Source organism: Nocardia sp. NPDC004340, from assembly GCF_053602575.1.
The window spans coordinates 68082-82128 of sequence record NZ_JBSGDW010000011.1; the positions used below are offsets into that span (position 1 = coordinate 68082).

Genomic DNA, 14047 nt, shown 5'->3' on the forward strand with positions numbered 1-14047 from the left:
CGAATCAGCCGGGACAGCCACCGACTATGAGCTGAAGGAAAACTTGTTTGCCATTCCGCACGTCATCGAGCTGGGTAGCCGAGATCACGGAGACCTCATGCCCGCCCTCGAGAGCTGAGACGGTCGATTTCGGGTCCGAATCGAACACCATGGTGGCATAGCAGCCGTCCGCCCGCATACCTCGAGCAACGACACGGCGGCGGGGGTTTCGCGCACTACCCGAGTCAGCTGGACTGATGACCGAACCCAGCTCGATTGCCGGTATCGATACAGCGGTCAATGGATCCGGTTGCGGCGCTGGACCGATGAAGTACGCGTAGGCCATGAGCGGATGGTCCCCGTCCGAAATATCGACAACCGCTGTTCGAGCGAATCCGGCGACAATGGCGGATTCGGTGATACGCCTGGCCTCGCTGGGGCGCTCACGCCACGATTCGAAACGCTGGCAGCCGACCGCTACAAGACTCGCGCCCGCCAACAGTACGACTGCGCATCCACCCCACAAGTACCATCGGCGCCTTCCGGCTGTGTGCACCTTCACCGGTATGCCCCGCTCTCACACAGAATCCTGTTCGGGACCCCGACGCCGTTCACGGCGCTCTGACTATGCTCCGTCTCCAGCGGACCGAGCCCACCGCGCACGATGCTCGGCGGTAGATAGATGCCCGACCGTGGTCGTGCGCCGACGGATCAGGTGGGACAGCCGCCAATGACGATCTGGATGAACACCTGAGTTCCTTTTCGCACGTCATCAAGCTGCTGAGGAGTGAGACCGAAGTTGCCCTGATACGGATCGGACCGGAACGTCACGGTCGCCCCGCACCCACCCGAACGATGGCCCACCGCTACAACCGCAAACGCCCTGGACTCCGGCGCGGGCGGCGGCGGCTCGACTGCCGTCAGCACGATGTTTGGCACCGTGACGGCCGTCAACGGATCCGGCTTCGGGGCAGGACCGATGAAATACGCCTCAGCGAACGGCGCGTCATCGCCGTGTGGCACATCGATGACTTTCGTCCGCGTAAACCCCGCGACGGTCACCGTCTCGGCAACACGCCTTGCCTCACTCGGACGGTAATGTCGGCTATTCCACCTGGTATAGCCGAAAACCAGGAGACACACGACGGTCAAGAGGACGAACGAGATCAGCCACCATCGGTATCGGCGACCTGTACCGCTGCCAGCCGTCACCGGTACGCCCCACTGCCACACAGGATCGTGTTCGCAAGCCTCACAACGTCCACCGTGCTCCGCCCATGTTCTTCCTCACTCGGGGTGAACGTATCCGTCACGGGTGCACCATTCTGACCTGGAACAAGGTGCTGTTCAGCGACCGACAACGACCGCGCGTCCATTCCGCCGGCGTTGTAGCCCGATCCGAGGAACTGATTCAGCGGCTGGCTCGCGCGCACTTCCGGGGTCGCTTGGACGGCCGCGTCGTCATTGAGCATTTTCAGGTTGTACGCGGCGGCCTTCATCGCCAGATCGTCGTTCCCCACCAAATCAGACCACTCCTGTCCCTTGAACTTCTCGGGGTATTTGGCCTTCACTTCCTCGAACGGCCCTTGCTTCTGATTGGTCAGGCCGATGGAGTTTCCGGCGCCATTCTTATCGACACCGAGCCGGGAGGCGTTGAGCCGCGCCTCGTCCCAGGCCAGCCCGGCCGCGGCCCCGACCCCCGAATGCGGTTGATAAGCAGAGGGTCCCCGGCTGTCGTTCAGCTCCGGATAGAAGTCGCCTTCCAGCCCCGACCGCAGGGGTGCGCCCTCCTGCAGCGCCATGGCCAGCACCAGTCGCGGATCGACCCCGGCGTCATTGCCGTACTGGACCGCCAGCATCGCCCATCGCTTCATCTGCGGACCGTACTGGTTCAAGGCATTGAGATCGGCTTCGGTCAGCGGTTGCGGTTTGACGGGTGTCTTCCATGTGGCCATGTTGTCCAGCTCCCCATGGAGTGCGGTGTTATCGCCCTGATTTCCGGACTCGACCAGCAGTGGCAATGCCGCCAGCGCCTGCAATTTCGGAAGGGCGCTGAGCGCGTCCGAACCCGTGAAACCGTTCTTCGCGTAGTCCGCGTGGGAGAGATCGGTGAACAGCGCCGTGTTGCGAGCCGTCACGTTGAAGGTGTTCGCGGCGTTGAGAACATCGATCATGCTGAGCGACGCGGCTACCGCGACGCGGACCGAATTGCCGACCGTCATCGCCGTCACCTGGGCGTCCGGGTGGGTCGGAAAGGCTCCGAGGGCCGCCGAGGCCAGCTGATTCCTCGCGTCGACCAGATTGGTCTGATACGCCGCGGTTTTGGTCGCGAGCGCGCATGCGACATTGCTGATCTCCTCCGCTCCGCTACGCAGCGCGTCGAGCGCTTCGGCGATGTCGGGCACCTCGGGCGCCTGCACGACCGTGAAGGAGTTGCGGACATCGAGCAAGGTCAGCGGCGCTGTCAGCAACTCGCTGCCGAAGGCGAAGGCGTCCCAGGCCGTGGACGCCACGGTGAGGGCGTCTGCGCGCCCGTTCGGCGCGCCCGTCCATGGCGTCGGGCTCTGCCAGCCAGGTGCGATCACAAGTCCGGCGCCGTTGTCTCCGTTCGGATCCGGGATCTCAGGGAAGGCGTCCACCGGCATCGACTGCGCTGTCCCGAGCACCGGTCGTACCGGCGGATCGCCCTTGCTGGAGCTGGGGTTCGAATTGTATTCGGCGGCATCCCAGTTATAGCCGGCGATATTGAGGATGTCGCTGAAGTGCGACAGCGCGGCGGCGTAGGCGAGGATCGCGGTCCGGACGTCGCCGGCGTGTTTACGGTAAGCGGCATTCCAGCCCGCCACCGCCGGATAGTTCCCACCCATTCCCGCGGTCGTCTTCAGCCCGGGCACCAGGTCGCGGTTGACGGTGGTACTGATATCACCGGCCAGGGCTACGAGACTTTTGGCCGCCGCGTAGTACACGGCGGGGTCGACGGCCAGTGCCGCGCCATCGGGCGGGGCCATCAGGGCTCACTTCGCCGCACGCCGATACCCACCGAATTCCCTCCCCACGCCCCTGGACTCCCCACTGTAGCGAAGACCGACCGGGATGATCCGCACCGGTTCGCGCGTCCGGTGTGGTCCGTCGGGTGAGGTCCCTCACCCGGACTACCCCGCCTAGCGTGCTGAATCGCGCGAGGTCCTCGCCGAGGCTTCGACAGGGTTGATCAGGCGGCGTCCGCACCACACGCGCTGACGCCGCCCCCGGCATGCGAATCCATCGCGAAAAGTGTTCAGCCCCGCCAGATCCCGCTGGCAAGGAAGCTGTCCCACTGGTCCGCGGAGAACACCAGCACGGGACCGATGTGGTCCTTCGAGTCCCGGACTCCGACCGCACCCGTAGAAAGGTGGGCGATCTCAACACAATCCGCGTTGGGCTGGCTCCGCGTGCTCTTGAACCATCGGGCATTGGACGTTCGGGCCAACCGCACCTCGACCTCGGGCAGTACCTCGATCACCGCCCGGTCGAGCGTCACTCGTGCCGGCACCAGGCTCCGCTGGGGTTCGGCCGCAGCCCATTCGAAGGACAAGTCCAGTGCGCGGAGCCCGTCCGCACCACCGATCTCCTGCAAAGCCTGCACCATCGGGAGCCGCAACCCCTGTCCGATGGCGTCGTCGACATCGGAGAACGCACCGCTGTCGGCGGCGAATTGTCTTGTCGTCTCGAGGCTTTAAGACATGCCAATCCCACCGGTCTCGGCCGACGTTCGTCAACGCTTCGACGCCTCCTCTGGGAGTTGCGGTGGTCCGTGAAACAAACCGGACCGTGACAACCGTGAGACACCTTTCAAAACGCCAGGTCAGCGGCGGGGTCTCCCTCGTTACCGTCGATCTCGATTCCTTCGGACTCGAGGATTGCGGGGACATCGATGGGAGTCTCGCTATCGTCTGCGGGCGCTGAGTCGTCGACCTCGACGTCAATAACGATCGGGGGAAGCTCACCACCCTTCTCGAAGAGGAACCGCTCGCGGTAAGCCCAGTAGGCAGCGTTCGCGACGTCGTCGACCATCTTCCAGTTCAGGGCCGCACCGATGGCGATACCAGCGACGGGTACGAACTGGCCGAGTTTCTTCTTGGTGAGTTTTTCACCGAACTGTCCGGCGAATCTCTGAACGACCTTGACGAACGTCTGCTTGTTGAGCTCCCGCCAGGCAGCATTCGTGGCAAGGCTGCGTGTCAAAATCGCAAGCTGCTGGTATGCAACAGCTTTCGCTGAGGGGGTGACCGCCAGCCCGAGCCCGATGACCTGCATCATGAAGACTTCCTCAGCGGGGTCGAGGGGGTCGTAACCATAGTAGAGCGCGTCGTGGGCGATCACCCTGCTGCAGACGGTGAGCAGAGCGGCGGCATCGACGCCCATGGCGGCCGCGATGGCGCCAAGTCCTGGCGCGGCGCCGGCTCCCGCTCCCGCGACGGCACCGCCGGCGGCAACTATCTGCCCACCACTGACCGCGAACCCCGCTGCGGCACCTTCTGCCGCGGCGGAGGCCGAGTACGCGTAGTGCAGGCGGGTGAATGAGGCGACCTTGTCGACGGCTCGAAGGTCCAGCTTCCGGATATCGTCCAGGTGCTCGACCGAGTGCCCCTGCTTGGAGTAGGCGTGAACGACGCGCTTCTCGGAGGTCGTCAGTTGACCGGTCCGGGTCATGAACTTGCCCGCCCCCTCACCTGCGGCCTTGAGCGCAGCTGCGCCACCGTCACGGACCATGGCTGCGCCGGGGGTTTTCATCGCCTTGCCGTACAACTGGCGGCTCTTGTCTTTGACCGACTCGGGAACCAACCGCCTTGGTGAACGGCTCAGCTCCCGTTCGCGATGCTCACGAACCTTCTCGAGCTGCTGCTGTTCATACTCCGACAACGCCATGTCAGCCTCCTCAGCCTTTGCCCAACTCCCGTGACATCACACCACTCCTGGCCGACAATCGACCAGGTGGCCTCAGTTGCGTGACCGGCACACCAGGGCAGCGGCCGGGGCCAAGCCCCGTGGCGTGGCGCCTGCTCGGCGCGTCTGCGCCGCTGCAGCAGCCAGTCTGGAAAATAGCTCCCCGTGCGCAGCGCCGTAGCGGGTCAGGATCGCGTCGAGGGTGGCGCGCAGGTCGTGGACCATCGGCCGGCCGGTGACCGCGACGAGTTCGGTCATCACCGCGCGCGCCTCACGTTCGAGGACGGCCCACTCGGTATCGGTGAGGTCCGACGGGCAGGCGACGGTCCGGTCGTGGCATCGGCCATCTACTCGCCTCCTCCATCAGTACCAGCAGGGACTGGGGTGCAAGCAGATTAACCTTCGGCAGGTGAACGCTCTGGGAGCTGTTCGGCGCCGCCCGCACCACCGCCAACACTCCGGGATCAGCCGCTTCGATACCGTGCGGTCGATTGCACTGAAATAGATTGTCACCAAAGAGAATCCGGAGTCGATTTGCCGCCTCTCAACACCGAGGGCACGCCGCTGGCCGCGCTCACCCGATACACCGGTCTCGACGAGCAAACCTTCATCGATCTGTTCGGTGCAGCGTGGACGGACGCCGACGGGCGAGGCTCCGGCAGCCTGGGCCCGAACAGCACGACCCGCGCACCGGGCGACGACATCGCCGATGTCTCGGCCTTCTTGTTCGGGACCCCGGCGCAGCTGGCCTTCAAGGTCGGCGTGACCGCGACGAGCACCGTGATCACGCTCGGCACACCCGATTTCGCATGGCATGGGCACATCCGCATCCTGCGTATGGCGAATGAGATCCCCATCGCGGTGCCAATCGACCCGGAGGAGCTACGCCCGCGCGTCGCGTCCCTGCTCGAAGTCCGGCGCGGCACGTTCGGATTCTGCCGCTACTGCGGGTCGCTACGCGCACCCGAAGACGGCATCCCGACCTGCCACGGTTGCATGTCGCGACGGCTCGGTGTGGTGTTCTGACTCCGGCGCGCCGATGGGCAGTGTCAACAAACGGTTTGAGCGGCGAAATTCGAGGAAGAACCTGTCTTCGCGATCAGCCGAAAGGACCTGCGCTATGGCGTTCAGGCGTGCCTGCCAGACCTGCGCGCCGAGGACGTGGTCGATGTCGTGGAACCCCATGGATTCGCACTTCAGACCTCTGATCACTGGTCGTAACGTCGCCAGTCGGTGCTCGCCGTCGTCGACCAGTCGGCAGCGTCGACACGGGTCAGTAAACCGTCCCCACTGCGACCGGCGTAACGCGCGAGGACGCGGAAATTGCGGTGGCTGGACCAATTTCGATAGTCACCGACGATGACCAGTCGGCGTTTGGCGCGAGTGATCGCGACGTTCAGCAGGTTCGGAGTGTCGGATGCCCAGACTCGGGAGCCGCGCTGATCGGTGGCGGTACCCAGCACGAGGATGACGATCTCCGCTTCCTTGCCCTGTGTGGTGTGCACGGTGCCGAGGCGTTTCGGCTCGCGCGGTAGCCGGTCACCGACGGTCTTCTGCAAACCGTCGCGCACCGCGACAAACGGGCTGACCACGAAAACCGCTTCCGCCACACGGCGATTCAGCTCGGTGACCTTGCTGATCTCGTTCTCGGCCCAGCCGGGCATTTCGCCGTCGCATTCGATGAGTTCGGCGTTCATCCGGTCGCGAATTCGGTCCCGCACGAGATCCAACGTCGCGACGACGTAGCGTCCGTCCACGGGGTTCCACTTCTCGCCGGACGGAACGGCCGGTACGTCGAGCCAGGTATTACGAGTCAGCAGATGCGGCCCCTCCGGTTCGGCGGTGCCGAAGACCATCAGATTGTCGTAGGCGATCGAATTGCTGACCTCGAACATGAGACGGTCACAGCGACGGTGCACGCGCAAGGGGGAACCCACCCACAGCTCGTCGCGATTATCCGGATCGGGCAGCCAGGTTCCGAAGTGGTTGAGACGGTCCGCGATCGACTGCACCGACGAGCCGTGCGGTGTCCACTGCGCATCGACGCCGAACTGCGTGCACAGCCGACGCTGACCCGACCAGGGCAAGGTGTTCACTGGCTCGAGCTGCCGCGGATCCCCGACGATCACCGCACGCTGCGACCGCCACAACGCACCGATCGCCGCCTGCGGAGTGGCCTGCCCGGCTTCGTCGATGAACAGCCAGCCGAGCGCTTCTCGACCGAGTGTGGCGAACATCCGGGAGACTGACGCGAAGGTAGTCGAAATCACCGGCACGACAAAGAACAACAACCGCCACGCGTCCAGCACCGTCTCGGCCGGGAGATCGGCGGGGGCACGGCCGCGCACGATTTCCATGGCGCTGGCCAGGTTGTCGCGAACCCGTTTCGGTTCTGAGGTCAGGACTGCGAAGTGCAGAGCGAGGGCGGCCGTGAAGACCGCGGTTCTCGCCGCAGCGAACTCCTCGTCCATCCATGGCGAGGACTTCTCACGAACCTCCATGGCGGCTCGATCATCAACCGACGCGGTCCATTCCGATCCAGGAATGGTGGACGGCCACATCTCGCGTGCGGCAGCGAGGGTTTGGTCATCGCGACGCCGCGCTTCCTCTCGACGACGGATTTCGTCCTGGGTCCGTATGCGATCGGCAGCGGCCGCGTCGAGTTCTCGCGAGACGGCGCGCAGAGCGGCCGTCGCTGAACGCTCGGTCTGTGTGGCCGCATCGAGTGCGCGCTGGCGAATCCGCACCTCGGCACGTGCCCGATCGTTCTCGCCTACGGCCCAGGCCAGACTCTCGTCCGCCTGATCCTGCGCCTTCATCAGCGGCTCACGCTCGGCCTCCCAGTCCTGCTTCGAGCCCCACGACAAAACACGTTTGAGAAAACCGGGACGTTGCCGATCATGTTCTCGCAGAGCCACTTCAGCCGCCCGCACCACACCGGACGCATGCTCGACCGCGGCCTCGGCGGCGCTCGATCGTGAGCGTGCCGCGGCGAGTTCCGTCGATGCCGCGACACGGGCGTCCTCGGCATGTCGCACGTTCTCGGCGGTCATCGACCGCCGGTTCCGCAGCCCGTCGAGGTAAGCGTCGTGATCCCGTGCCGCATCGCGCAATCGGACGAGTTCGGGATCAACGTCGAACTCCCGCTCGAGCAGGTCGGCGATATGCTGCCGCTCCGCGGCGAGCCTTGCCGCTTCGGCCATCGCCTCATCGAATTCGGCGACCGCCTCCTCCCACGTGAGAATGCCCTCCAACTGTTCGCCTGCCGCCGCATAGTCGGCGAAATCTGTCAGCAGATCCTTCAGGCCTGCCTCGCCCTCTTCTAGGTCTGCGCCCTCACCCCACCAGAATCGCTCGACGAATTCGGATCGGTAGGGGCGCTTCCCCAATCGCGCCGCGACCGCACCCCACGCCGGCTTGCCCATCAGCAGGGTGGCCTGGTCGGAGAGGTATTCCGCGCGCGGAAATTCATCGGCATCGACGGCGTCTGCGGACGGAACTTCCATGGTGATGTTCTCGACCGCACCGTTGTTCGATGACGCGACCACGATTTCGAAGCCGCACAGCTCGTCGATGAGCGGATAGAGGCGGTTCTCCCACGAACCCGAATCGCCGGTCCGCCATTTGCGCGCCTGTTTCCCGAACGCCTGTCCCGGGTTCTCGAGTCGCGCCAGCGCGGCAGCGCGGTCGACGACGATCGCCGCGATGAGGTCGCGCAGCAGGGTCGTCTTGCCGGTGCCCGGTGGTCCGTTCACCGCGAATATGCCACGGGCGCGGGGGTCTCGAAGACTCCGGTGGATCTCGTTCACCGCGAACTGCTGACTGAGCGTCAACGTGTGCGCGAGCTTGGCAGGCCAGCGGCCGGCGGGCATGGACGACGGAGCCACCGACCTCAGCACCTGCTCCGGAGCCCGGCGGACATCGACGCGCTGACGCTCGTCGATCCGCGCGCCGTCGACGAGGTAGTCGGTCAACGCCTGACCGGCAGCGTTGCTTTCGATCGCCTGGGCCACGCGCTCGAGATCGTCGGCATAGAAGCTGTTGAGAAATTCATCGCTGCCGGCGTCGTCGGCGAAACGCTCGTTCACCTGATAGCTCTTGACCCGAATAATGTTGGGCAGCAACACTTCCGCGACACCCAGCTGCTCGGCAACCCAGCGGGTGAGCGCAACCAGATCCTTGACATCGAGCGCCTTGACGCCCAGCGCCGGCACTTCGGCGGCTTCCTCGTCTTGCTCCGGCTCCTCCGCCTCGGTGGTGTCGTCGGCAGATTCTGTGTCCTCCGAGGAGCCGGGCATACCGAATTGGTCGGACAGCTCGGTCACGACCTCCCAGACGTCACCGGCGAAGTCGGCGGCCGCGCCGACCACATCCGGCAGCGTCTCGGTGATCAGCGGTCCAGCTCCGGAAATCACACCGGCCAGCGCCGTGGACACACCGCCGGTGACCGCGTCCAGTGCGATGCGCGCCGCGGTGCCGGCGATCCGGCCCAGCACGGACGGCACATCGGAGGCCACTTCGGTGATCGGCACTCGTCCGTCACCGATACCGAAGGCCATCGCCAGAATGTCCTTCTGAGCATCATCGAAACCGGCCAGCCACAAGTCCGACGCCGGCCCCGGATTCACGGTCCGGCCGATAGCCCAAGCACACGACGACAACGTCACCGAGTCACGAATCAAGAGACCGTCCGAATTCACCGTCAAGCTGAGCAGCGCGCTCTGCCCGCCGGTGCGGCTGTCGAGATCGAGTTCCTCCTCGTCCGCGACCCGCAATGTCGCGTCCAGCACCTCGCGAACCTTGGCCAGGTCGAAAACACCGACATACACCGTATGCTGCCACCGGCACTTCTTCCGAAGCGACTCATGCGGTTTCGCGCCCCGCGCCCACGGCAACGGCCGCGCCCCGTCAACATTCCGGATTCCCTTGCGCCAGTCCGTCGCATCCACCTTGGGCGGCGAAAAGTACTCGACCGCCCGCCAATACCTCAGAATCCGAGCCTGCCGCTCCGCCTCACCCATGCGCTCTCCCCACCCGCCATCGTCGGCCGCACCCACGCCGCCCCACCGAGCCCGGTTGCTGCGGCCCGGGCTCAAATCGATTCTGCCCGAACGATACCCACAGCGCAGCCGAAGAGCACAGAAACCCTGCGCCCGATAGCCTCCAGCACCGGCCCAACGCCGGTGCTACTGATACTCAGCGACTAACGGTTCCCCCGGGCTTTCTGGAACATTTTGTTGTCGGCTACTCGTCGGCCAGTCGCTGGAAGATCCGAGTCCGATGCCATGCGAAGTACGGTTCACGTGCGCTCGTCCACCACGGGCTCACCCGGTCACGCAGATGATCGTCTACGTGTCGCCGAATATCGCCGGATCTGTGGGTCGCGTTGCTGACCAGGAGCTTCCCTCCATAGTCCACTCCGATGTAGCCGTGTTCGAACAGGCTGTCGCAGCCGACCGCGCATGCCAGCATGCCGATGTTCTCGAAGTCCTTGCGTTCGCCCTCGGTGCATTGCCCTCGCCGCTTGATGTGTGCGGCGATGAGAAGCTGATCAGGGAAAGCGCGCCCGCACAGTGCACACCGACCTGCACTCAGTTGTCGTAGTCTGCTCTTGAGTGCTCGCTGTTCGCGACGAAAGGTCGTCTCGCGAATCCCGTCGGTCGCCCCTTCGGGCACTGCGGCCGCTGACGACGGGCGCTTGGACGCCGGACTCTCCGAGTAGTCGATCTCGGTCTCCAGGTTGACGAGATCCGCGAGGTTCTCGGCCGGATCCCCCTCGACGACGGTGAACCCCGGGATCGAACTGTCCCCGTGCCACCCGATTGCTCGGCGGACCTCCTGAACGGGTAGGTCGAGGGTCCGCAATTCCGCGAGCGCGAACATGTTGGTCCACGCCCTACCTTTGGAATCGCGACCCCATAGTCGTTCGGCAAGCGACTCGTTCTGGAACAGTGCGGCGATGTGACTGATAGCGTGCAGCTTGTTGTCACCGCAGAAAGCGACGGGGTCACCGGGTTCCAGCTTCGCCCACTTCCCCGTGTTCACCCCAGGGGTGACCGCCCACATCCGAGCCGCACCATCGGGGAAGATCCGTAGAAGATTCGCCAGGGTTTCGGAGTCCAAGAGGTCGAGGTGGTCATCGAAGCGAACTTTGGCCCGGATCGTGGTCTCGAAATGCTCCAGAACTGGTCGGTTGCTGAGGCGGGCTGGAAGCAGCGCGATTCTCACATGTCTCCGTGGCGAACGATCCGGCGTTGATCACAGGACGCAGCACTGACGCTTCATCCCATTTGACCGATTCTGCCAGACCGCTCGGACACGTGCATCCACGTACCCTGTTGCTAATCAACCCCTTTCACGGAACCCGTGCCCGTTCACCTCGCAAATCACGGAGAGCAGACCCATTGAGCCGCGCGAGGTCCTCGCCGATGCTTCGACGGGGTTGATCAGGCGGCGTCCGCACAACACGCGTGGACGCCGCCCCCGGGCCTGGGAATCTACCGCGAGAACCGTTCAGCCCCGCCAGATCCCGCTGGCGAGGAAGCTGTCCCACTGGGCCGCGGAGAACACCAGCGCGGGACCGATGGGGTCCTTCGAGTCCCGGACTCCGACCAAGTCCGCTCGACGTCCCAGGAAGGCGACCTCAACGCATTCGGACGAGTTCGGCGATTTGCTGGACTTGAACCACTGGGCTTCGGACAGATCTACGTTCACGCCTGGTACTCCTTCACGATGCTCCACACCAGTTCCGTGGTGTCACCCTCGCTCAACGCTACCTGCTCGAGGTTGGCGACGGCCTGGCGATGACGGCGGATCACGGCCTCGTTGTCCAGGTAGAGCGCCCCCTCGTAGCCGTCGACATAGACGATGGGCGGCTCGACCAAATTGTCTGACAGCGGCGGGAATTCGAGGATCGTGAACGATCGAACGCCGAGCCCGCTGTGTGAGCAGGCCTCGAAGGGGACGACACGGATCGAGACGTTTGCTCGGGTCGCGACCTCCGTGAGATGCCGCAGCTGTTCAGCCGCCACCACGATGCCGCCCGGCCGATGGCGCAGGACAGCTTCCGACAACAGCGCTTTGACACGAAACCCGATGTCGTCCAGCCTCGCCCGGCGGTGCGCCGCCAGTTCGAGCCGCCGCTCGATGTCCGCATCGGACATCTCCGCGTCGGCGCTCCGTATCACAGCTCGCCGGTACCCAGCGGTCTGGAACAGGCCGGGTATCAAGGAGAGCTGGTGGGTCGTCAGGTGATTCGCGGAAGCTTCGAGATTCAAGTAGTTGTCGAAGTGCGGTGCGAACTGATCGCTGTAGGCGCGCCACCAGCCCTTCGTCACCCCCTGCATCTTCGCCACCTGGTCCTGCTTCCGAACCTCCTCCCACAGGTCGAGGATCGCATCGCGCTCCTTGCTGGGGTTCTCGACTCGATAGAAATCGAGCAAGTCACGCATTTGAGCCGTCGATATTTTGACCTTCCGACCATCTTCTATTCTGCCGATGCTCTGCGCCGAGAGTTCGATATGCAGGCCGGCGGCCAATTGTCCCTTCCCGGAACGGATTCGATAACCACGAAGCGTGCGCCCGAGCGCCCTTCGAGGGAGGGTCGATCCGGCCATTTCGTTAGCCTCGCTATCTGGGAATCCCCCGTCTGGAATAGGCCTGGTGGAACGCAGACCAATTCGAGTCGAATGTGCTGCTGGAGATTCCCAATTCTATTGCCGCAGGTGTCTACTGAGCTCACGAACGCGAAAAGCCGAGGGGAGCAAAGGATGATCACCCACCTGCCGTCGAAGGATCTGCTCCTGAACGCCTGCGCGGGCACCGTCACGCTGGCGAACCCGCTGTTACAGGCCGCCTACGAGTTGGCCGGCCTGCACGAGGCCCGGCATGCCGCGACGCTGGACGAGCTGCCCGGAATCGACTGTGCCCGTGCCCGATTGATCCACGACATCGACAGCTGGGCAGCCCGCGAGCTGCCGCGCCCGCTCGCGGCCGCTGCCCTGCACACCGAGACGCTCGGCATGGTCGTCGACCGCTTGGCCCGGTTCTCGGTTGCCGCTCGCACCGCTCTGGCCGCCTCCGACTCCGAATGTGGCTCGCATCAGGCCTGGACCCGCCTGGCCGAACTGTCTCTGGCCTACGCCGATCTCTCCCACGGCCTGACCGCCCGGACCCGCCGCATCCCGGGCTCGATCACCCCCGACCCGGAAGACCTCCCCCACCATCGCATCTGACCGTTCGCCGAAGGAGTCCTCCCATGACCACCCTCTGGCTGTTCTTCCTCCTGGGCCTGACCACCGGCAGCGCTGGCGCCTGGCTGCTGCCGGCGTTCACCCGCCCGCACCGATCCCTGGCCTACGACGGCTGGACGGTGGCCGCCATCGCTTCCCGCATCGAACGCGAGAACGCCCACCAGCGCAGCGAATCCCCCGCGGTCCGCACCCGCCACAACGGTCCTCACCCCACCCCACATCGAGGGGACACCAACCGGATCCACGCTCAGCAGATTTCCACCGCATCTCCCGCGAGCACTCGAATTCGGTTCACCAACCCACGTACGAACAGCGTGTCGAAACGAGTCAATCCACCGTCGAAGTAGTGCGCCTTCGCTTGATAGAACAGGCACCCACGCAGCACGGAAAGATCTTCCGGCAGTTCCCCCGACTGTTCCCAGGCCGCCCTCGACTCCCGCACGATCGCGCCGAAGTCACCAAGACCGCAGCCCTGTCTGTACAGGTCGTACGTGTGAGCGAACTCGAGCAGCACCCCCTCGTCCGCCCCCTCCGACGGCACAGCGCAGTATTCCGTCACCTTCGCCTCCCCGAAGACACCTTCACTACCGCTGATCATCTACCAGCGCGCCGGATATCGTAGAGGATCACAGCGGCGCTGAGGGCCGTCGCACTCGCCGGCCGATGCTGCGATTACCGCTCGGTCGCACGGAGGAGATCTCTCAGCGGCTACAGGTCTTTTCGCCGACGGGTCGGCACGATCGGATTGCACGATCAGGCCGGCTACGGTGTCGGCGACGAATAAACCCACGGCGGCGGATGGGATACCCGAGCTCGAGTGGTATCTCGGCAAGCCCGACTTGCCTTTGCCCTTCGGCTGCACGACCGAAGGGCAAAGGTTCGCTGCGGAC

General features: G+C 64.7%; 12 protein-coding genes. 3 read left to right on the forward strand and 9 right to left on the reverse strand.

All coding sequences use genetic code 11. The features are described from left to right. Window positions 1–690 precede the first annotated feature (690 nt). The 5 genes from ACWEOI_RS31015 to ACWEOI_RS31035 form a co-directional block, all read right to left on the reverse strand. Complete coding sequence (locus tag ACWEOI_RS31015) at window positions 691–1041, reverse strand: hypothetical protein (protein ID WP_452361876.1); 351 nt, start codon at window positions 1039–1041, stop codon at window positions 691–693. A gap of 146 nt (window positions 1042–1187) precedes the next feature. Beyond that, entirely contained in the window at window positions 1188–2987 is a 1800-nt protein-coding gene (locus ACWEOI_RS31020; protein ID WP_452361877.1) for a hypothetical protein, read from the reverse strand. A 269-nt stretch (window positions 2988–3256) separates the two neighbouring features. Then, window positions 3257–3595, reverse strand: coding sequence for a DUF397 domain-containing protein (locus tag ACWEOI_RS31025; protein ID WP_452361878.1), 339 nt, complete (start codon window positions 3593–3595; stop codon window positions 3257–3259). Window positions 3596–3810: 215 nt separating this feature from the next. Then, window positions 3811–4887: an EcsC family protein gene (locus ACWEOI_RS31030; RefSeq protein ID WP_452361879.1), complete on the reverse strand. Its 1077-nt coding sequence runs from the start codon at window positions 4885–4887 to the stop codon at window positions 3811–3813. Between the two features lie 72 nt (window positions 4888–4959). Then, window positions 4960–5163, reverse strand: coding sequence for a hypothetical protein (locus ACWEOI_RS31035; RefSeq protein WP_452361880.1), 204 nt, complete (start codon window positions 5161–5163; stop codon window positions 4960–4962). Window positions 5164–5439: 276 nt separating this feature from the next. On the opposite strand from ACWEOI_RS31035, the gene ACWEOI_RS31040 reads away from it, so the two are divergent. Next, entirely contained in the window at window positions 5440–5931 is a 492-nt protein-coding gene (locus ACWEOI_RS31040; protein WP_452361881.1) for a hypothetical protein, read from the forward strand. Between the two features lie 182 nt (window positions 5932–6113). On the opposite strand, the gene ACWEOI_RS31045 is transcribed toward ACWEOI_RS31040, so the two are convergent. The 4 genes from ACWEOI_RS31045 to ACWEOI_RS31060 all read right to left on the reverse strand — a co-directional run bounded on the left by ACWEOI_RS31045 (window position 6114) and on the right by ACWEOI_RS31060 (window position 12521). Then, on the reverse strand, window positions 6114–9926 hold the full coding sequence (locus ACWEOI_RS31045) for a DEAD/DEAH box helicase (protein ID WP_452361882.1): 3813 nt from the start codon (window positions 9924–9926) through the stop codon (window positions 6114–6116). Window positions 9927–10149: 223 nt separating this feature from the next. Further along, window positions 10150–11133, reverse strand: a complete 984-nt coding sequence (locus ACWEOI_RS31050; RefSeq protein ID WP_452361883.1) for a hypothetical protein — start codon at window positions 11131–11133, stop codon at window positions 10150–10152. Between the two features lie 285 nt (window positions 11134–11418). Next, window positions 11419–11619 (reverse strand): DUF397 domain-containing protein, encoded by a 201-nt coding sequence (locus ACWEOI_RS31055; protein WP_452361884.1) that lies wholly within the window; start codon window positions 11617–11619, stop codon window positions 11419–11421. Beyond that, window positions 11616–12521 (reverse strand): helix-turn-helix domain-containing protein, encoded by a 906-nt coding sequence (locus tag ACWEOI_RS31060; RefSeq protein WP_452361885.1) that lies wholly within the window; start codon window positions 12519–12521, stop codon window positions 11616–11618. The genes ACWEOI_RS31055 and ACWEOI_RS31060 overlap by 4 nt, the downstream gene beginning before the upstream one ends. Window positions 12522–12674: 153 nt before the next feature. Between ACWEOI_RS31060 and ACWEOI_RS31065 the strand changes: the two genes are divergently transcribed. Together ACWEOI_RS31065 and ACWEOI_RS31070 are read left to right on the forward strand one after the other, a co-directional pair. After that, window positions 12675–13139 carry a DUF4254 domain-containing protein gene (locus ACWEOI_RS31065; RefSeq protein ID WP_452361886.1) on the forward strand — a complete coding sequence of 155 codons (465 nt, stop codon included), beginning with the start codon at window positions 12675–12677 and terminating at the stop codon, window positions 13137–13139. A 23-nt stretch (window positions 13140–13162) separates the two neighbouring features. Continuing rightward, window positions 13163–13504, forward strand: coding sequence for a hypothetical protein (locus ACWEOI_RS31070; protein WP_452361887.1), 342 nt, complete (start codon window positions 13163–13165; stop codon window positions 13502–13504). The last annotated feature ends 543 nt before the right edge of the window (window positions 13505–14047 follow it).

Excerpts from the sequence above, each read along its gene's own strand:
- ACWEOI_RS31060 (WP_452361885.1), bottom strand. The coding sequence starts at position 12,521 with ATGGCCGGATCGACCCTCCCTCGAAGGGCGCTCGGGCGCACGCTTCGT.
- ACWEOI_RS31035 (WP_452361880.1), bottom strand. The coding sequence starts at position 5,163 with ATGACCGAACTCGTCGCGGTCACCGGCCGGCCGATGGTCCACGACCTG.
- ACWEOI_RS31020 (WP_452361877.1), bottom strand. The coding sequence starts at position 2,987 with ATGGCCCCGCCCGATGGCGCGGCACTGGCCGTCGACCCCGCCGTGTAC.
- ACWEOI_RS31065 (WP_452361886.1), top strand. The coding sequence starts at position 12,675 with ATGATCACCCACCTGCCGTCGAAGGATCTGCTCCTGAACGCCTGCGCG.
- ACWEOI_RS31070 (WP_452361887.1), top strand. The coding sequence starts at position 13,163 with ATGACCACCCTCTGGCTGTTCTTCCTCCTGGGCCTGACCACCGGCAGC.
- ACWEOI_RS31045 (WP_452361882.1), bottom strand. The coding sequence starts at position 9,926 with ATGGGTGAGGCGGAGCGGCAGGCTCGGATTCTGAGGTATTGGCGGGCG.
- ACWEOI_RS31030 (WP_452361879.1), bottom strand. The coding sequence starts at position 4,887 with ATGGCGTTGTCGGAGTATGAACAGCAGCAGCTCGAGAAGGTTCGTGAG.